Source organism: Pseudomonas pseudonitroreducens, assembly GCF_021603645.1.
Classification (GTDB): Bacteria; Pseudomonadota; Gammaproteobacteria; order Pseudomonadales; family Pseudomonadaceae; genus Pseudomonas; species Pseudomonas pseudonitroreducens.
Window position 1 is genome coordinate 257,194 of sequence record NZ_BQHJ01000005.1, and the last position, 19,665, is coordinate 276,858.

The 19,665-nt window shown below is 66.9% G+C and carries 14 protein-coding genes; 9 read left to right on the forward strand and 5 right to left on the reverse strand.

Going from position 1 to position 19,665, the window contains the following annotated elements:
• The first annotated feature begins 15 nt into the window (after positions 1–15).
• The 3 genes from L6D89_RS14210 to L6D89_RS14220 are packed head-to-tail and all read left to right on the forward strand — an operon-like array spanning position 16 to position 4,599.
• Entirely contained in the window at positions 16–1,260 is a 1,245-nt protein-coding gene (locus tag L6D89_RS14210) for a TolC family protein (protein WP_373874950.1), read from the forward strand.
• The gene (locus tag L6D89_RS14215) at positions 1,260–3,419 is read left to right on the forward strand and encodes a type I secretion system permease/ATPase (RefSeq protein WP_236200174.1); all 2,160 of its coding nucleotides are present in this window, start codon (positions 1,260–1,262) and stop codon (positions 3,417–3,419) included. The genes L6D89_RS14210 and L6D89_RS14215 overlap by 1 nt, the downstream gene beginning before the upstream one ends.
• A complete protein-coding gene (locus tag L6D89_RS14220) occupies positions 3,409–4,599 on the forward strand; it encodes a beta-barrel domain-containing protein (protein WP_236200175.1) in 1,191 nt (396 codons plus the stop codon). The genes L6D89_RS14215 and L6D89_RS14220 overlap by 11 nt, the downstream gene beginning before the upstream one ends.
• Before the next feature lie 921 nt (positions 4,600–5,520).
• On the opposite strand, the gene L6D89_RS14225 is transcribed toward L6D89_RS14220, so the two are convergent.
• The gene (locus L6D89_RS14225) at positions 5,521–8,232 is read right to left on the reverse strand and encodes a cation-transporting P-type ATPase (protein WP_236200176.1); all 2,712 of its coding nucleotides are present in this window, start codon (positions 8,230–8,232) and stop codon (positions 5,521–5,523) included.
• Between the two features lie 242 nt (positions 8,233–8,474).
• The gene (locus tag L6D89_RS14230; RefSeq protein WP_236200177.1) at positions 8,475–9,032 is read right to left on the reverse strand and encodes an AraC family transcriptional regulator; all 558 of its coding nucleotides are present in this window, start codon (positions 9,030–9,032) and stop codon (positions 8,475–8,477) included.
• Positions 9,033–9,265: 233 nt separating this feature from the next.
• Here L6D89_RS14230 and L6D89_RS14235 point away from each other — a divergent pair, with 233 nt between their 5' ends.
• Positions 9,266–10,177: a LysR substrate-binding domain-containing protein gene (locus tag L6D89_RS14235; protein ID WP_236173437.1), complete on the forward strand. Its 912-nt coding sequence runs from the start codon at positions 9,266–9,268 to the stop codon at positions 10,175–10,177.
• Positions 10,178–10,342: 165 nt separating this feature from the next.
• Here L6D89_RS14235 and L6D89_RS14240 read toward each other — a convergent pair whose 3' ends face one another.
• The 3 genes from L6D89_RS14240 to L6D89_RS14250 are packed head-to-tail and all read right to left on the reverse strand — an operon-like array spanning position 10,343 to position 12,738.
• A complete protein-coding gene (locus tag L6D89_RS14240) occupies positions 10,343–11,608 on the reverse strand; it encodes an OprD family porin (protein ID WP_373874951.1) in 1,266 nt (421 codons plus the stop codon).
• Positions 11,609–11,610: 2 nt separating this feature from the next.
• The gene (locus L6D89_RS14245; protein WP_236200178.1) at positions 11,611–12,021 is read right to left on the reverse strand and encodes a DoxX family protein; all 411 of its coding nucleotides are present in this window, start codon (positions 12,019–12,021) and stop codon (positions 11,611–11,613) included.
• A 60-nt stretch (positions 12,022–12,081) separates the two neighbouring features.
• Positions 12,082–12,738 carry a hydrolase gene (locus tag L6D89_RS14250; protein WP_236173435.1) on the reverse strand — a complete coding sequence of 219 codons (657 nt, stop codon included), beginning with the start codon at positions 12,736–12,738 and terminating at the stop codon, positions 12,082–12,084.
• Positions 12,739–13,084: 346 nt separating this feature from the next.
• On the opposite strand from L6D89_RS14250, the gene L6D89_RS14255 reads away from it, so the two are divergent.
• From L6D89_RS14255 to L6D89_RS14275, 5 genes are all read left to right on the forward strand, one after another.
• Positions 13,085–14,041: a GlxA family transcriptional regulator gene (locus tag L6D89_RS14255; protein WP_236200179.1), complete on the forward strand. Its 957-nt coding sequence runs from the start codon at positions 13,085–13,087 to the stop codon at positions 14,039–14,041.
• A gap of 204 nt (positions 14,042–14,245) precedes the next feature.
• On the forward strand, positions 14,246–15,616 hold the full coding sequence (locus L6D89_RS14260; RefSeq protein WP_236200180.1) for an ATP-binding protein: 1,371 nt from the start codon (positions 14,246–14,248) through the stop codon (positions 15,614–15,616).
• Between the two features lie 735 nt (positions 15,617–16,351).
• Positions 16,352–16,921 (forward strand): putative antibiotic biosynthesis monooxygenase, encoded by a 570-nt coding sequence (locus tag L6D89_RS14265; protein ID WP_236173432.1) that lies wholly within the window; start codon positions 16,352–16,354, stop codon positions 16,919–16,921.
• Between the two features lie 72 nt (positions 16,922–16,993).
• Positions 16,994–17,812, forward strand: coding sequence for an alpha/beta fold hydrolase (locus L6D89_RS14270; RefSeq protein ID WP_236200181.1), 819 nt, complete (start codon positions 16,994–16,996; stop codon positions 17,810–17,812).
• A gap of 11 nt (positions 17,813–17,823) precedes the next feature.
• Positions 17,824–19,665 carry an amidohydrolase gene (locus tag L6D89_RS14275; RefSeq protein ID WP_236200182.1) on the forward strand — a complete coding sequence of 614 codons (1,842 nt, stop codon included), beginning with the start codon at positions 17,824–17,826 and terminating at the stop codon, positions 19,663–19,665.

Consider the following 19,665-nt stretch of genomic DNA (forward strand, 5'->3'; position numbering starts at 1 on the left):
ACAAGGAAGTACTGCATGACATTACGCAACGCCTGGTTGTATGGCCTGCTGCTGGTGAGCGCGGCAGGCCAGGGGCAGACACTGGAGGAGGCCGTGCGCGCAGGCCTCGCCATCCATCCTGAAGTCCGCGCCGCAGTGGCGGAAGCGGAGCGCGGCAAGACCGACGTGGAGATCAGCAAAGGTGGCTACTACCCGCAGGTGAGCATGTCCGGCGGGCCCGACGAATTCGACTTCGGCGAAGTCGTCTATGACCTGACCGCGTCGCAGATGCTCTACGACTGGGGGCGCATGAAGAGCAAGGTGGACAGCGCCAAGGCGACTCACCGCCAGCTCGACGAGAGCGCGCTGGTGAGCCGCGAGGACGCGGCGCTGGACATCGTCGAGACCTACCTCGACGTGCTCGCTGCGCAAGCGCGGATCGAGACCGTGCGCGAGCATATCCAGCGCCTGGGCGACATCCGCGAGATGACCCGGGCGCGCGGCGGCGACGGCTATTCCGACCGCAGCGAGCTGGACCGCGCCAACCTCGAGCTGTCCCGCGCTCAGGAGCAGCTGGCGCTGGAGAAGGGCGCCCTGCAGGACGCCCGCAACCAGTACGAGGTGCTGGTCGGCAAAGCGCCCGCCGACCTCGCCGAACCGGAGCCGCTGTCCATGCAACGCTACCTGGTCGGGACCGACATGAATCGTCTGATCGTCGACAGCCCGCTGTATCGCAAGGCCGCCGAGGACGCCGAAGTGGCCGAGGCCAAGCTGCGCGAGAGCAAGGCCTCGCTACTGCCGCAGGTGAACCTGGAGGCCTCGTCGTTGCGCCGCGAGATCGGCGGGCACCTGGAGAATGACTCCGTGGTATCGCTGCGCCTGCGCATGGATACCTTCGAAGGCCTCTCCAACTTCCGCCGGCCCACCGCCGCCCAGCAGCACCTGGAGTCCACCCGCTGGACGCGCGACGCCATGCAGCGCGATATCAGGCGCAAGCTGCAGACCCTGTTCGACACCGACGACACCCTGCGCTGGCGGCAGGACTCGCTGGTCCAGCAGGTGCACGAATCCGACCAGGTCAGCGGCGTCTACCGCGACCAGTTCGAAGTCGGCCGACGCGACGTGATCGACCTGCTCAATGTGCAGCGCGAACGCTTCGAGGCCGAACGCCAGTTGGCCAACCTGCGCTTCGAACGCAAGCGCGTGGAGTATCGCGCCGCTGCGCAGATCGGCCTGCTCGGGCCACTGCTGGAAAATCACCTCGCTCCGGGAGCCTCCTGATGAACGCCGACAACGTGGTACTGCTGGCGGAACACGAAGCCCAGACCGACCCGCTGCGCCTGGGCCTGGCCCTGCTGTGCCGGCAACTGGGCCGCCCGCTGGGCGTGGCCGAGCTGGGCGAGGGCATGCCGCTGCAACAGGGTCGCCTGCCGTTGCGTTTCGTACCCCGCGCGCTGCGCCGTGCGGACATCGTGGCGCGGGTCGAGCGCCTGCCGCTGGCGAAGATGGACAGCTACCTGCTGCCCGCGCTGCTGGTGCTGGAGGACGGCGCCACCCTGGTGCTCTGCGAGCTGGACGGTGAGTCCGCCAGCGTCCTGGTGCCGCACAGCGACGGCGGCGTCGAACGCCTGGCGCTGGCGGCATTGCAGAGCCGCTACAGCGGCCTCGCGGTCTTCGCCAAGTGCCGCTACCGTGCCGACGGCCGGGTTGGCGACTTCGCCAAGCGGGCCCAGCAGCACTGGTTCTTCGGTCCGCTGCGACAGCTCTGGCGCTCCTACTTCGAAGTGGCGATGGCGGCGATGATAGCGAACCTGCTGGCCATCGCCTCGGCGCTGTTCGCCATGCAGGTGTATGACCGCGTGGTGCCCAATGCGGCCATGGACACGCTGTGGATCCTGGCCAGCGGTGTCGGCCTGGCGATCATCCTCGAAGGCGTGATCCGCTCGTTGCGCGGCCACCTGCTGACCACCATGGGCAAGCGCATCGACCTGCAGCTGTCGACCTTGCTGTTCGAGCGCGTGCTCAATACCCGGCTGGCGGCCAAGCCTGCCTCGGTGGGCGCCTTCAGCACCCAGGTGCGCGAGTTCGAGGGCGTGCGCGAGTTCTTCACCTCGTCCAGCGCAGCGATGATCAGCGACCTGCCGTTCGTCTTGCTGTTCCTGCTGATCATCGCGCTGATCGGTGGTCACCTGGTCTGGGTGCCGGCGGTGGCGGCTGTGCTGATGCTGTTGCCGGGCCTGCTCTGCCAGGGCCTGCTGGCGCGGCTGTCGCGGGAGAACCTGCGCGAGGGCGCGGTGAAGAACGGCATCCTGCTGGAGTCGATCGAGAACCTCGAATCGGTCAAGGCGACCCATGCCGAAGGCCGTTGCCTGCACCTCTGGGAAACGCTCACCGCGCAACTGGCGGGCAACGCCATGCGCACCCACACGCTGACCACGGCGTTGTCCTATGGCGCGAGCATCGTCCAGCAACTGTGCTACGTCGGCGTGGTGGTGTTCGGTGTCTACCGCATCAGCGCGGGCGAGCTGAGCGTCGGCGCCCTGGTCGCCTGCTCGATCCTCGCTTCCCGCGCGGTGGCGCCGCTGTCCCAGGCGGCAGGCATCCTGGGTCGCTGGCAGCACACCAAGGTGGCCATGGAGGGGCTCGACCAACTGATGCAGGCGCCGATGGAGCGCCCCCAGGACAAGCGCTTCGTCAGCAAGGAGCGCCTTGCCGGGCATTACCGCCTGGAGCGCGTGCGCCTGGTGCACGGCGAGAACCCGCCGGCGGTGGACATCGCCGCGCTGGAAATCCGCCCCTACGAACGCATCGCCCTGCTGGGTGGCAATGGCGCCGGCAAATCCAGCCTGCTGCGCTTGCTGGCCGGGCTGTATGACCCGGAATCCGGGCGCCTGCTGCTGGATGACGTGGCCCTGGCGCAGATCGATCCGTCCGATCGCCGCCGCCATATCGGCTACCTGCCGCAGGACGTCGCGCTGTTCTACGGCACACTGCGCGACAACCTCAACCTGGAGGGCGCGGCAATCAGCGACGAGGAGATGTTCGAGGCACTGGATGGCGTCGGCCTGGGGGATTTCGTCCGCGCCCATCCGCTCGGCCTGGACCTGCCATTGCTGGGCAACGGCAGCCTGTCCGGCGGCCAGCGCCAGGCCGTCGGCCTGGCCCGGGTGCTGCTGCAGGACCCACCGGTGGTGCTGCTCGACGAACCCACCGCGAGTTTCGACCAGAGCACCGAGCTGCACGTGATCGGCTACCTGCAACGCTGGCTGGAGGGCCGCACCCTGATCATGACCACACACAAGAAGAGCATGCTGGCAGTGGCCACCCGCGCGGTGGTGCTGAGCCAGGGCCGGGTGGTGATGGACGGTGCGCTGGAGCAGATCGTCCAGGACCGCACGGTGCAGATTCCCGAGCAGGAGGGCGCTGCCCATGGCCAGTGAAAGCCGCGCCGCCGCGCGCCTGCGCCGCGAACTGCAGGACCCGCTGCTGGCCGCCAGCCATCCGCTGTCGCGCCCGCTGCTGTGGGCATTGCTGCTGAGCCTGGGGGCGGCCATCGCCTGGGCCGCGCTGGCGCAATTGGACGAAGTGACCCGCGGCGATGGACGCGTGGTGCCGTTCAGCCGCATGCAGAAGATCCAGAGCCTGGAGGGCGGGATCCTTGACCGCCTGCTGGTGCAGGAGGGCGAGCTGGTGCAGGTCGGCCAGCCGCTGGTGCGGCTGGACCGCACGCACTTCGAAACCTCCTGGCAGGAGGCCGCCAACCAGGCCGAGGTGCTCAGTGCCGCCATCGCCCGGCTCGACGCCGAGGTGATGGGCCAGGACCATATCGTCTTCCCCGACAGCATCGCCGCCGATGGCCCGGTGGCACGCTCGGAGCGCGAACTGTTCAAGTCGCGCCGCGACAAGCTGGAGGAAAACACCCGTTCGCTGCAGAAGCAGATTCGCCTGGCACAGAGCCAGCTGGCGCTGGTCGAGCCGCTGGTGGCGCGCCGTGCGGTGAGCCAGATGGAGGCGCTCAAGCTGAGCCAGGACATCGCCACCCTGAGCGGCAAGCTCACCGAGCTGAAGAACACCTACTTCCAGGACGCCTACACCGAGCGCCAGGAGAAGAAGGCCCAACTGGCGCAGATCGAACCCATCGTCCAGCAGCGCAAGGACCAGTTGCGCCGCACGGAAATCCTCTCGCCGGTGCGCGGGCGGGTGAACACCGTGCTGATCAGTACCCGCGGCGGCGTGGTGCAGCCGGGCGAGCCGATCATGGAAGTGATCCCGGTGGAGGAGCGCCTGCTGGTGGAGGCCAAGGTCAAGCCACGCGACGTGGCCTTCCTGGTGCCGGGCATGCCGGCGAAGGTCAAGATCACCGCCTATGACTACAGCATCTACGGTGATCTGAAAGGCACCCTGGAACAGATCAGCGCCGACACCATCGAAGAAGATACGGTGCATGGCAAGGAGTACTACTACCAGGTACTGATCAAGACCGACGGTAGCCAGTTGATGCGCAACGGCGAGGTGCTGCCGATCATCCCCGGCATGGTCGCCGAGGTAGACATCCTCAGCGGCAAGCGCAGCGTGCTGAACTACCTGCTGCGGCCGCTGCTCAAGGCGCGGTTGATGTAGCGGCCATCGTGCACGGATCGCCCTGGTAGGGGCGGACTCCGACCGCGATGGTTTCACCCTGCGTCGGGTTTGGTCGGAGCGGGGATGAGTCGATCGCGGACAGAGTCCGCTCCTACGCCAGGCTTGCTAACTGGCAGCAATCGGAACACCCGGCGTACGCCTCCTTCCCGCGACAGGAAAGGGCCGGGGACCTGGGGAGGGAAAGGCGTGGCACTGTAGGGGCGAGCCCGCCGGCCATGGGTATCCGGGCGGGGCTTGCCGCCGGGCTCGCTCCTACGGCGGCCAATCAATCCTCCCACCACTCTGGCTGTTCCTGTAGGAGCGAGCTCGCTCACGAACCGCCCAGCGCCGGCGTCACCGGGAAACTCGTTCGCGAGCAAGCTCGCTCCTACAGGGCATGGCCAAGCGTAGGAGCGGACTCTGTCCGCGATCGGCTCGTCACCGCTCCAATCTCCCAGGGAGTTGATCGCAATCATCGCGTACAACGTCCTCTCCCACGCGAGAAACACCTGCTGCTTCGGCCCTTCCTGTAGGAGCGAGCTCGCTCGCGAACCATCCAACGCCGGAGCCACCGGGAAACTCGTTCGCGAGCAAGCTCGCTCCTACAAGGGCATGGCCAAGCGTAGGAGCGGACTCCGTCCGCGATTCACTCATCGCCGCTCCAATCTCCCAGGGAGCTGTGCGCGATCATCCCGGACAAAGTCCGTTCCCACACGAGAAGCTCCTGCCGCCGCTGCGGCTCTTCCTGTAGGAGCGAGCTCGCTCGCGAACCGCCCAGCGCCGGAGCTACCGGGAAACTCGTTCGCGAGCAAGCTCGCTCCCACAAGGGCATGGCCAAGCGTAGGAGCGGACTCCGTCCGCGATCGACTCATCGCCGCTCCAATCTCCCAGCGAGCTGAGTTCGCTCCTGCGCGCGCCACATCAGCCGCGCGCCGCTTTCCAGCGGCGGATCACCAGTTTCTCCAGCTCCACCGCGAAGAACACCGCGATGCCGATGCCCAGCGAGATCATCCAGCCGCTGAAGGGCAGGGCGACGGTGTGGAAGGCGGTCTGCATGAACGGCACGTAGATCACCAGGCACTGCAGCAGGATCAGCGCCAGGGTCACCGTGAGCAGGGCGCCGTTGCGCAGCAGCGCCAGGTTCAGCGAGAACTCTTCCTGCAGGCGGCAGTTGAACAGGTACGCCCACTGCGCGGTGACCAGGGTGTGCAGGATCATGGTGCGGATGTAGTCGGTGTCGTGGCCGTTGCTGACCAGCCAGGCTTCCAGCAGGAAGGCCGCGGCGGTGAGCAGGCCACCGACGTAGAGCACCCGCCAGACGGCGAAGCCGTTGAGGATCGACTCCTTCGCGTTGCGCGGCGGCCGGCGCATCATGCCCGGCTCGCCAGGCTCGAAGGCCAGGGCGAAGGACAGGGTGGTGGAAGTCGCCATGTTCATCCAGAGAATCTGCAGCGGCGCCAGCGGAATCACTGCGCCGGCGAGGATCGCCATGACGATCAGCAGGCCCTGGGCCATGTTGGTCGGCAGGATGAACAGCACGGTCTTCTTCAGGTTGTCGTAGACCCGACGCCCCTCGCGCACGGCGCCGGCGATGGTGGAGAAGTTGTCGTCGGTGAGCACCATGTCGGCGGCCTCCTTGGTCACCTCGGTGCCCTTGATGCCCATGGCGATGCCGACGTCGGCCTGCTTCAGTGCCGGGGCGTCGTTGACCCCGTCGCCGGTCATGCCGACCACTTCCTCGTTGGCCTGCAGCGCGCGCACCAGGCGCAGCTTGTGTTCGGGGCTGGTGCGGGCGAACACCGAGTACTGCAGGGCGAGGGATTTCAGCTGCGTATCATCGGCCTGTTCCAGTTCCTGGCCGGTCATGGCGCGCAGGTCGTTGCCCATGCCGAGCATGCCGGCGATGGCGACGGCGGTGTCCGGGTGGTCGCCGGTGATCATCTTCACCTGGATACCGGCGCGCTTGCACAGGGCGATGGCCTCGATGGCCTCCGGGCGCGGCGGGTCGAGCAGGCCGGCGACACCGAGGAAGATCATGCCGTCCTGCACGTCCTCGTGGTCGATCACGCCGTCATCGGGCTGCACCGGCTTGTAGGCGGCGGCGAGCATGCGCAGGCCTTGCCCGGCGATGAAGCTCATCTCGCGCTCCCAGTACTGCCGATCCAGCGGCTCCACGCCATTGCCGCCGAGCTGCTGCTGGCACATGCGCAGCAGCACGTCCGGCGCACCTTTGAGGTAGACCAGGCTCTGCCCGGCGACGTCGCAGCGCCGCGCCATGTACTTGTAGGCCGAGTCGAAGGGGATCTTGCCGAATTTCTGGAACTCGATCTCCGGCAGGTTTGCCTTGCGCGCCAGGACCTTCAGCGCGCCCTCGGTTGGGCCGCCGACCACGCCCCAGCGGCCTTCGTCGTTGAGCGCAAGGCTGCTGTCGTTGCAGATGTCCACCGCGCGGATGAAGTCCTGCAGGGCGCGATGCCGAGACCAGTCCAGCTCGTCGCTGGTGCTGCCGAAGGTAATGCGGCCCCTGGGCTCATAGCTCTGGCCCTCGACGGCGTAGATACCGTTGGCGAGCAGCACGCTCTTCACGGTCATCTCGTTCATGGTCAGGGTGCCGGTCTTGTCCGAGCAGATCACGCTCATGGCGCCCAGGGTTTCCACGGTCGGCAGCTTGCGGATGATCGCCTTGTTCTGCGCCATGCGTTGCACGCCCAGCGACAGGATGATCGAGACGATGGCCGGCAGGCCTTCGGGCACCGAGGCCACGGCCAGGCTGATCAGCGACAGCAGCAGCTCGCCGAACGGATAGTCGTGCCAGAAGAAGCCGATGATGAAGAGCACCACCATCATGCCGACGATCAGCTGGAAGATGCGTTTGCCCAGCTCGGCGATCTGCCGCAGCAGCGGGGTTTCGCTTTCGTCGACGTTGGCGATCAGCTTGTTGATGCGGCCCAGCTCGGTGTTGCCGCCCGTCTCGATCACCACGCCACGGGCGTTGCCGGCGCTGACGTTGGTGCCGGAGAAGCCGAGGTTGGTGCGGTCGGCCAGCAGCGCGTCCTTGTCCAGCGCAGCGGCGTGCTTGCCGACGGTGAGGGATTCACCGGTGAGCATGGATTCCTCGACCTGCAGGTGATGCACGTCGAACAGGCGCACGTCGGCGGGGATCTTGTCACCGGGGCGGAGGATGACGATGTCGCCGGGCACCAGCTGGGCGGCGTCCATCTCGATTTTCTTGCCGTTGCGCACCACATGGGCGGTGCTGCTGAGCATGCCGCGCAGGGCGGCGAGGGATTTCTCCGCCTTGTTTTCCTGGAAGAAGCCGATGCCGGCGTTGATTACCGCCACCAGCAGGATGACGATGGTATCGGTCCAGTGGCCCATCAGCGCGGTGGCGACGGCGGCGGCCAGGAGGATGTAGATCAGCACGTCGTTGAAGTGCCGGGCGAAGCGCAGCCAGAGTGGATCGACATCCTTGGCTGGCAGCGCGTTGGGCCCGACGCGCTGCAGGCGCGCCTCGGCCTCGTCGGGGGAGAGGCCTTCGGCGCTGGTCTGCAGATCGGCCATGGCCTGGTCGACGCTCTTGCGGTACCAGTCGGTGGTTTGCGGTTTGCCGTCGGTGGTTTGCTGTGCAGTCATGCGCTGACTCCCGGCTCCTGCCTGTTGGGAAATTAGGACTGCACCCAGACTAGACGGTGGGGATGACGTCGGACCTGTCATACCTCAAGGTTCTTCCCGTCCTGGCTGAACGCTTCCTGAACGGCGTAGGAATTGCCATCAGAAATGGCGACTGGCGTAGGAGCGGACTCCGTCCGCGATCGACTCAGCATCGCTCCGATCCGTCCCGGAGTGGGGCAAACCATCGCGGACAGAGTCCGCTCCTACAATGCCGACGGCTCCAGCTCCCGCGCGCCACCGACCCGGCTGGCCTGCCGCCAGCGCTTCGGCGTGCAGCCCACCAGCTTGCGGAAGCTGCGGCAGAAGTGCGATTGATCGGCGAAGCCGCACTCCTGGCTGACCTGGGAAATCGGCGCGGCGCCGTTGGCCAACAGCTCGCGGGCGCGCTCGATACGCAGGCGCAGGGCCCACTCCCGCGGCGCGAGGCCGGTGGCCTGCTTGAACGCGCGGGAGAAATGGCTGCGCGACAGGCCGCACTGCTCGGCGACGTCGGCAATGTACAGGCGGCTGAGCAGGCAGCCGGCGAGGATCTCCTTGGCCTTGCGCTCCTGCCAGGGGGCGAGGGCGAGGCGTTCGCCCTCGCTGGGTGCGTCGTAGCACGGCGGTGGCAGGCGGTAGTGTTCCAGCAGGTGCCGGCACAGGCGCTGGCTGGCCTGCCGGATGCCTTCTCCCTGGCTTTCCAGCTCCTCCATGAGCTGCTGTACCAGACGGTGGGTCTGGGGGGCGAGCATGGTCGCTACCTGGTGGGCAGGTGCGGGCATGATGTCTCTCTTCCGGTCGGCTTGCAGTGGCGGGAAAAACCGCCTTGGAAATAAAAAATTCAAGGTAAATCAAGGTGATCCGATCCTCAATCGAATTCGCCAGGCATTCCGTCTTCAAGCACATCCGTCCAAGAAAAACACCGTGAGGCATGCTCGACTGGCGTGACCTTTGTCTTGTGCAAAGATGCCCACTCCCACTCCCACTCCCACTCCCACAGCCCGAGCGACCAGCCATGAACCGAAACGACCTGCGCCGCCTGGACATGAACCTGCTGGTGATCTTCGAATCCCTGATGCTGGAGCGAAACCTCACCCGCGTCGGCGAAAAGCTGTTCATTACCCAGTCCACCGTCAGCGCTGCCCTGGCGCGCCTGCGCGACCTGTTCGACGACCCGCTGCTGGTCCGCGCTGGCCGCGCCATGGAGCCCACCAGCCGGGCGCTGCACATCTTCGAGGAACTGCGCCCGGCGATGGACGTGATCTCTGCGGCGGTCAGCCGCGCCAAGTCCTTCGAACCCGAGACCAGCTGCAACATCTTCCGCCTGGGCCTTTCCGACGATGCCGAGTTCGGCCTGTTCCCCGCCCTGTTGGCGCGTCTTCAGCAGGACGCCCCGAACATCACCGTGGTGGTACGCCGGGCCAACTTCCTGCTGATGCCGGCATTACTGTCCTCAGGCGAAATCACCGTCGGCGTCAGCTACACCACCGACCTGCCGGCCAACGCCAAGCGCCGCAAGCTGCGCGATATCGGCGTGAAGGTGCTGCGCGGCGACGACCGCCCCGGCCCGCTGACGCTGGATGAGTACTGCTCGCGGCCGCACGTGATGGTGTCGTTCTCCGGCGACCTGAACGGCGCCATCGACCTCGACCTGGAGCGTATCGAGCGCCGCCGCCGGGTGGTTCTCGCCGTGCCGCAGTTCGGCAGCCTGCGGGCGCTGCTGCGCAACACCGAGATGATCGCCACCGTGCCGGACTACGCCGCCTGCGCATTGGTGGAAGACAGCTGCCTGCGTGCCGAGGACCCGCCGCTGGACATCAAGCCGGCGGAGTTGTCGCTGGTGTGGAGCGCCGCCCACGACAACGACCCGGCCGAACGTTGGCTGCGCGAGCGGATGGTCGAGTACATGAGCGCGCCGCTGCCGTGAACGGAATTCATCGGCATTTGTAGGATGGGTGGAGCGCAGCGATACCCATGCCGTTGGAGCAGGGTAATGATCGGTATCGCTTCGCTTCGCTCCACTCCATCCTACAACGTGCTTTTCCAGTAACGCAGGGCGCATAACGCGCCCTGCGTAGGCGGCGCCGCAAGCTCAGAACACGCCCTTGAGCGGGTACTCGATGATCACGTAGATGCGGTCGATATCCGCGCCGCCCTGGGCGTCGTTGGCGCGGTGCGAGACCTGGGCGAAGCTAAGCGCCAGGTCCTTGGCCGGGCCGGACTGGACCACGTAGCGCACGTCGAGATCGCGCTCCCAGTGCTTGCCGTCGTCGCCGTAGGCCGGCTGGCAGGTGCCGCCCTGCATGGGGTTGTACGCGCCGCCGCAAGGCGCGTGGGTGCCGTCGATGCCACTGCCGCGCACGTAGCGTGCGGAAAGGGTCAGGCCGGCAAGTCCGGCGCTGGCCCCGTCCCACTGGTAGCGCGCCTGCCAGGAATGCTCGCCGGGGCCGTTGAAGTCGGCGTACTTGATGGAGTTGGCGAGATAGATGGAGTCGCCGCCGACGAAATCGAAGGGCGTGTCACCGTTGACCTTCTGGTAGGCAAGGCTCAGCGCGTGGCTGCCCAGGGCGACCTTGCCCAGCACGCTCCAGGCCAGGGTGTCGATGTTGCCGGCGCGGGCGCTGCCGGTGTCGCCGGTCTTGTAGAGGTTGGCGTCCACCGACCAGCGGCCGAGGTGGCCGTTGAGGTTGGCGTAGGCCTGGTGCCAGACATCGTCCAGTTGGCTGGCATAGAGTGCGCCGCCCCAGTTCGAACCCGGGGCGCTCCAGGTGGCGCCGGCCAGGCTCAGGCCGCCGAAGCGGGTGCTGGCGCCGTAGCCTTCGAATTCGCCGTGGCTGGAGCTGGAGTTCTGGTTCTTGAAGGCGGTGAAGCGCCCGGCTTGCAGGCGCAGGCCAGGCAGGCTGCGATCGTCGAGGAACCAGCCGGTGGCGTATTCGGGTTGCAGGCGTTTGTCGCCGGTGTCGAATACCGGCGTTTCCACTTCCATCTCGCCCCAGGCGAGGCTGCTCTTCTCATGCAGCAGGCGCAGCGCGGCGCCGGCATCGGAGTAGTCGCTCTCGCTGCGCCCGTCGCTGTCCAGCGGCAGCAGGCCGGTACCGGCATGGCCGCGCCCGCCATCGAGCTTCAGGCCGAGGAAGGCGTGGGCGTCGACGCCCAGGCCAATGGCGCCGGGCGTGACATCGCTGCTGAACTTGCCGATGAAGCCCTGCGCCCATTCACGGCGCAGGCTCTGGCCGTTGGGGCCGGGGCTGCGGTAGTCGTTGTCGAGGAAGTAATTGCGCGACAGCAACGACCAGTCGGCAGCGTGGGCCTGCGCGCAGGCGAGTGCCAGGGCGCAGGGAAACAGGACGTTTCTCACGCTCAGGACTCCGTGCGGAAAACAGCGAGGCGGGGCAGGGCGAAGCGATAGCGCCCCGGCCCGGCAATCGCCAGACCGGTGAAGAGAATCAGCATCCACCAGGCGAACTGGCCTTCCTCCAGCGACCACTGCGGGTGCACGAACAGCAGTGCCACCAGCAGCACGGCGATCACCGGCAGGCAGGCGAGGCGGGCGAACACGCCGAGGATCAGCAGGATCGGGCAGAGCACTTCGGCGAACACCGCCAGCGCCAGGGTTGGCACAGCGCCGAGGCCGAAGGGGTCTTCGATGCGCTGCAGCTCGCTCTGCCAGTGCAGCAGCTTGGGCAGCCCGTGTACCTGCAGGAGCAGCACGGCGGCGGCAACGCGCATCAACAGCAGCGCCAGGGCGCCGTTGCGGTCTTGGGTCGGCATGGTCTGTCCCTCGGGAATGAAAAAGGGGGCGGCCACGCCGCCCCCTTCTGGTGCGTCGGCTCAGTGGCCTTCGCTGGCGTTGAACATGGTCTTGGCATAGATCAGGCCGAGGCCGTAGGCGCCGCCGTGTTCGATGGAGGTCTTCACGGTGGCATCGTAGGTCTCGCCGCGGGCCCAGTCGCGTTGCAGTTCCAGCAGGTACTGCAGGGACGTCATCGGGCGCGCGCCCAGCTGGATCATTCGTTGCAGGGCCATCTCGTGAGCCTCGGTGGAGACGTCGCCGCAGGCATCGGCGATGACGTAGACCTCGAAGCCCTGGTCGATGGCCGACAGGGCCGGGCCGACGATGCAAACGGAGGTCCAGAGGCCGGCGAGGACGATCTTCTGCTTGCCGAACTTGTTCACTTCCACGGCGATGCGCGGGTCTTCCCAGGTGTTCATGCTGGTGCGGTCGATGACGTTGTGTTCGGGGAAGACCGACTTGATCTCGTCGAAGATCGGGCCGGAGAAACTCTTCTCGGCGACGGTGGTGAGGATGGTGGAGACGTCGAATTCCCGGGCCGCCTTCGCCACCAGGGCAGCGTTGTTGCGCAGGGTCACGGCGTCGATGGATTTGGTCGCGAAGGACATCTGCGACTGGTGGTCGATCATGATCAGGGTGTGGTCGGTGGGGTTGAGCAGGGTCTTGCCGGGAGTGGCTTTGGCGATGGCGGTCATGGCGATGGTCCTTGTGGATGATGTGGGTGGAGGCGCTTCGAGTGGTCGGTGGGTGCGGCCTGCGGAAGTCAGTGCCGAACCGTGGAGGCATCTTTGCCGATCGGCGAAAGGCGCGGAACAGACAGCCTTGCACGGCCACTTTGCAGTTCTGCAAGACCTGCCCGAAGGCGCCGAGGGGCAGACTATGGTTTCGCCGCCAGGGCATTTATTGGACCTGTGTGCTCGGCCCGCCTGGCGGAGAATGATGCAAACGTGCGATTCGCCAGGAGCGCGAATGGGTACAGTGGCGATTTCCGATACCGGGGCAGGCGAAACCGCCAAGCTCCGTTTGCGTGCGAGCAGAAGAATGAAAACAGTGGCCATGGTGCTGTACGACGATGTGCTGGCGCTGGATGTGACCGGGCCGATGGAAGTGTTCTCCATGGCCAACCGCTACCTGCCGCCGGAGCGGCACTACCGCTTGCTGACGGTGGCGGCGAAGCCCGAGGGCGTGCGCGCCTCCAGCGGCCTGAAGATGAGCGCCGACCTGCCGCTGGAAGCACTGCTCGCCGGCGTCGACCTGCTGCTGGTGCCCGGCGGGCCGGGCGCCTACAACGGCCGCAACGACGCGCTCACTGCCTGGCTGCCGGTAGCGGCGCGCGCGGCGAAACGCTATGGCGCGGTGTGTACCGGCGCCTTCCTGCTCGGCGCCGCCGGGCTGCTCGACGGTTACCACTGCACCACCCACTGGAACTATCTCGAGCGCCTGGCGCAGCTGTACCCGCGCACCCAGGTGCAGGCTGAGCGCATCTACGTCATCGACCGCAACCTGATCACCTCGGGCGGCGTTACCGCCGGCATCGACATGGCGTTGGCGGTGGTCGCCGAGGACCACGGCAAGGATGTCGCCCTGGAAGTGGCCAAGGTGCTGCTGGTGGTGCTCAAGCGCCAGGGCGGGCAGACACCGTTCGGCCCGCTGCTGGTATCGGTGGTGCGTGACGGCTCGGTGATCGCCCGTGCCCAGGCCTACGTGGTGGACCACATCGACGAGCCACTGACGGTGAACCGCCTGGCCGAGCAGGTGGCCATGAGCCCGCGCAACTTCGCCCGCGCCTTCCAGCGCGAGACCAGCATGACGCCCATGCAGTACGTGCAGAGCGCGCGCATCGACCACGCGCGCAAGCTGCTGGAAGGCAGCGACCTGCCACTCAAGCAGGTGGCCTGCCGCAGCGGCTTCGGCAGCCCCCGGCACATGCGCACGGTATTCGGCGAACGCATCGGCATGACGCCGAGCCAGTACCGCGAGCAGTTCGGCTTCGCCTGATGGCAGTGCGCCGCATTTCCTGCCGGTTGACCGTCCGGTGCACCCTGATTGGCCGAATCCTTCCCCCTGCGGGATTTGCGCTGTCACACGAGGACGGGAAAATACCCTGACCACCAATCAGGGGCGCGTCACCTCGGTACTGGCCAGATCGCCTGGAGGACCCGTAGTAGAGCGATCCGTCAGATCCGCAGACGTGAGCAGGACATGAGCGCAAGCACGGAAAACCGCACCGAGACCGTCCTGCAGTTCGGTCGCTTCCAGTTCCACCCCTACAAGCGCCAGTTGCTGCAGGGGGATCGCCCGGTGCGGATCGGCAGCCGCGCGCTGGACATTCTCCAGGTGCTGATCCGCCAGCCCGGCGAGATCATCGGCAAGGACAGGATCATCGCCCAGGTCTGGGGCGATACCGTGGTCGAAGAGATCAACCTGCGCGTGCACATCGCCGCCCTGCGTCGCGCCCTTGGCGAAGGTCGCACCGGCGAGCGCTACATTGCCAATGTGCCGTTGCGCGGTTATGGCTTCGTCGGCGTGGTGGAAACCGTCAGCGCGCCGCTGCAGGCCGTCGCACTGCCGTGCGAGGTGCGCGCCAGCAATCTGCCGGTGCTGCTGATGGGCCTGGTCGGGCGCCAGGCGCTGCTGGAGCGGGTGCTCAAGCAGATGCCGGCGACGCGCCTGCTGACCCTGGTCGGCCCCGGCGGCATGGGCAAGACCTCGCTGGCGATCCATGCCGCGGAACAGCTCGGCAAGCACTTCGCGCAGGTGCGTTTTCTCGACCTGTCCATTGACCCGGACGGCGTTTCCCTCAGCCAGAGCCTTGCCATCCTGCTGCGCGAACCGACCTTCGAGCCGACCCTGCTATTGCTGGATAATTGCGAGCACCTCGCCGAACGCTGCGCCGAGGCGGTGGAGCACCTGCTGCGCCTGCATCCCGCGCTGAGCATCCTGGCCACCAGCCGCGAGCCGCTGCGTGCGGAGGGCGAGCATGTGCTGCGCCTGCCGCCGCTGGAGGTGCCCGTGCGGGACGATGCGCCGCTGGCGCTGGCCATGTGCAGTTCGGCGGTGCAGCTGTTCGTGATGCGCGCGCGGGAGGTCTGCGACCGCTTCGAACTCAAGCCTGGCCAGGTGCGCGCAATCATCGACATCTGCCGGCGCCTGGACGGCATTCCCCTGGCCATCGAGATAGCGGCGCGGCAGGTAGGCATCCTCGGCCTCGCCGGCTTGCCGGCGCTGCTGGACACGCCCATGCAACTGCTGATGCCCGGCCGCCGCACCGCCCCGGCGCGGCAGCAGAGCCTGCGCGCGACCTACGACTGGAGCTATGGCCTGCTGGATGCTGCCGAGCAGCGCTGCCTGGGCCTGCTCGCGCAGATCGCCGATGGCTTCACCCTGGACGCGGCGGTCGCTTCGCTGGACGACAAGCGCTGGTGCCGCGAATGCGTGTTCGCCGCCGTGCGGCAACTGGCGGACAAGTCGTTGCTGTGGGTAGAGCAGGGCGACAGCGAGGTGCGCTACCGCGTGCCTCACACCGCGCGCGCTTACCTGCGGCAGGTCGACATGGCCAGCACTGCGGCCTGAAGGCGCGCAGGAGCGGACTCCGTCCGCAATAATTTTCGGCGCACTGCGGACCTATCGCGGACGGAGTCCGCTCCTACAAAAACCCGGCGTCCCGTTCTCCACGTCGCACACGTCGGCGCTTTTCGTAGGAGCGAGCTTGCTCGCGAACCGCCCAGCGCCGGAGCACCCGGGAAGAGCGTTCGCGAGCAAGCTCGCTCCTACAGGTCGCCCGGTCACCCATGCAGGGTCCTGACTCAGCGCATGCGTCCAATAGGGCAGCCGCTGCCGAGGCCAAAGCCGTGCGTCCCGTGCTTCACATCGCGCACGCTGACGCTTTTCGTAGGAGCGAGCTTGCTCGCGAACCGCACAGCGTCGGAACGCCCGGGAAGAGCGTTCGCGAGCAAGCTCGCTCCTACAGGTTGCCCGGTCACCCATGCAGGGCCCTGACCCAGCACATCCGTCCCATAGGCCAGCTGCTGAGGCTGAAGCCGTACGTCCCGTGCTTCATGTCGCACACGCTGACGCTTTTCGTAGGAGCGAGCTTGCTCGCGAACCGCCCAGCGCCGGAATGCCCGGGAAGAGCGTTCGCGAGCAAGCTCGCTCCTACAGGTCGCCCGATCAGCAGTGTGGGGCGGATAACCTGTTTCGGCTCAGGCGCCCGGCGAAAGCAAGGGCCATAACCCAGCACATGCGTCCAATAGGGCAGCCGTCGTCCCCGCCATAGTGACCGGACCTCAACTTGAGCCCGGAACAGCCATGAGCGCCGATGCCATCGATCTGAACAGCGTGGTGACGCTGGTGGTTCACCACAAGGTGCGTTGCGAAGCCCTGCCCAGCTACGAGGCCTGGCTGCGCCGCACCGTCGCCGCGGCGCGGCGGCAGCCGGGGCACCTGGGCGTCAACGTGATCCGCCCGGACGGCGAGGGCGCGATGTTCACTACCGTGGTGCGTTTCGCCCGCGCCGGCCAGCTGCAGGCCTGGATCGACTCCCGCGAGCGCGCCGAGCTGGTCGCCGAGGTCTTGCCGCTGCTGGAGGAGGGTGACCACCCGCTGATCCACAACGACGCCGAGTTCTGGTTCACCCCGGAGCACGGCAGCGTGCGCCAGCCACCGAAATGGAAGCAGGCGTTGCTCACCTATCTGGTGATCAGCCCACTGACCATGCTCATCCCGCCGCTCTGGGCGCCGGCGTTCGAGCGCTTCCCGGTGCTTGCCGGAGTGGTCCCGAGCAATCTGCTGGTGACCCTGTGCATCGTCCTCCTGGTGGTCTACCTGATCATGCCCTGGGTGACCCGCCGCTGCGCCGGCTGGCTCAACGCCGACTGAGCTTTCCCCTCCCGCGGCGCCTGCCTGGCGCCCGTACCCACATCGTCCTGCATGGCAGGCAGAGGAGTTTCCATGAGCACTTTCGTAACCCGCGACGGCACCGAGATCTATTACAAGGACTGGGGCAGCGGCAAACCCGTGTTGTTCAGCCACGGCTGGCCGCTGGACGGCGACATGTGGGAATACCAGATGCAGTACCTGAGCAGCCGCGGCTACCGCAGCATCGCCTTCGACCGCCGCGGCTTCGGCCGTTCCAGCCAGCCGTGGAGCGGCTACGACTACGACACCTTTGCCGATGACATCGCCGGCCTGATCGAGCACCTCGACCTGCGCGAAGTGACCCTGGTGGGCTTCTCCATGGGCGGCGGTGACGTCAGCCGCTACATCGGTCGGCATGGTACTGCCCGCGTCGCCGGCTTGGTGCTGCTGGGTGCGGTGACGCCGATCTTCGGCCAGACCGCGGACTTCCCGCAGGGCGTGGAGAAGGGCGTGTTCGACGGCATCAAGGCCGGCCTGCTGCAGGACCGTGCGCAATTCATCGCCGACTTCGCCGCGCCGTTCTACGGCACCAACCACGGCCAGAAGGTTTCCGCCGGCGTACTCACCCAGACCCTCAACATTGCCCTGCTGGCATCGCTGAAGGGCACCGTGGATTGCGTCACCGCGTTCTCGGAAACCGATTTCCGCGCCGACCTGGCCAAGGTCGACGTGCCGACCCTGGTGATCCACGGCGACGACGACCAGATCGTGCCGTTCGAGACCACCGGCAAGCTGGCCGCCGAACAGATCCCGGGCGCCGCACTGAAGGTCTACGCCGGCGCTCCCCATGGCTTCGCCGTTACCCACGCGCAGCAACTCAACGAAGACCTGCTGGCCTTCCTGCAACGCTGAGGTACCCGAGCATGAGCAACGCAGAACTGATCCTGTTCAACGGCAAGCTGCACACCGTCGACCCCGAGCGCCCGCACGCCACCGCCGTGGCCATTGCCGACGGCAAGTTTCTGGTGGTCGGCAGCGACGCCCAGGCGATGGCCTACAGCGACGCCTCGACAAAGCTGGTCGACCTCAACCGCCGCACCGTTATCCCCGGCCTCAACGACTCGCACCTGCACCTGATCCGTGGCGGCCTGAACTACAACCTCGAGCTGCGCTGGGAAGGCGTGCCGTCGCTTTCCGACGCCCTGGAAATGCTACGCCTGCAGGCCCAGCGCACGCCGTCTCCGCAGTGGGTACGCGTGGTCGGCGGCTGGAACGAATTCCAGTTCGCCGAGCGTCGCCTGCCGACCATCGAAGAGCTGAACAAGGCGGCGCCGGACACTCCGGTGTTCGTCCTGCACCTGTATGACCGCGCGCTGCTCAATCGCGCCGCGCTGCGCGTCGTCGGTTACACCAGGGACACGCCGAACCCGCCCGGTGGCGAGATCGTCCGCGACAGCAACGGCGAGCCCACCGGCATGCTGATCGCCCGCCCCAACGCGATGATCCTCTACGCGACCCTGGCCAAGGGGCCGAAGTTGCCGCTGGAGTACCAGGTCAACTCGACCCGCCAGTTCATGCGTGAGCTGAACCGCCTCGGGCTGACCAGCGTGATCGATGCCGGCGGCGGCTTCCAGAACTACCCGGACGACTACCAGGTGATCCAGCAACTGGCCGACGCCGACCAGCTCACCGTGCGCATCGCCTACAACCTGTTCACCCAGAAGCCCAAGGAAGAACTGGCCGACTTCAGGAACTGGACCTCCAGCGTGACCTACGGCCAGGGCACGGACTACCTGCGGCACAACGGTGCCGGCGAGATGCTGGTGTTCTCGGCAGCGGACTTCGAGGACTTCCTCGAGCCGCGCCCGGACCTGCCCGCCAGCATGGAAGCGGAACTGGAACCGGTGGTGCGCCACCTGGTGGAGCAGCGCTGGCCGTTCCGCCTGCACGCGACCTATGACGAATCCATTTCGCGCATGCTCGACGTGTTCGAGAAGGTCGACCGCGATATCCCGTTCAACGGCCTGCCGTGGTTCTTCGACCACGCCGAGACCATCACGCCGAAGAACATCGAGCGCGTGCGCGCCCTGGGTGGCGGCATCGCCATCCAGGACCGCATGGCCTTCCAGGGCGAGTACTTTGTCGACCGCTACGGCAAGCAGGCCGCCGAAGCCACGCCGCCGATCAAGCGCATGCTCGCCGAAGGCGTTCCCGTCGGCGCCGGCACCGACGCCACCCGTGTGTCCAGCTACAACCCGTGGACCTCGTTGTACTGGCTGGTCAGCGGCAAGACCGTGGGCGGCCTGAGCCTGTACCCGGAGGGCCTGTCCCGCGACGTGGCGATCCAGCTGTTCACCCATGGCAGCGCCTGGTTCTCCAGCGAGCAGGGCAAGAAGGGCATGCTCAAGGCCGGCCAGCTGGCGGACCTGGCGGTGCTCTCGGAGGACTTCTTCAGCGTCGAGGAAGAGGCGATCAAGACCATCGAGTCGGTGCTTACCGTGGTGGGCGGCAAGATCGTCCATGGCGACCGCGAGTTCGACAAGCTGGCGCCGCCGAGCATCCCGGTGGTGCCGGAGTGGTCCCCGGTGGCCATGGTCCCCGGCCACTGGCGCCCGCAGGCACCGCTGCAGCAGGCCGTGCACCAGTGCGTCGGCTCCTGCGGCGTGCATGGCCACAGCCACGAGCGCGCGCGCCAGTCGAGCGTGCCGGTGAGTGACTTCCAGGGCTTCTGGGGCGCTTTCGGCTGTTCCTGCTTCGCGTTCTGA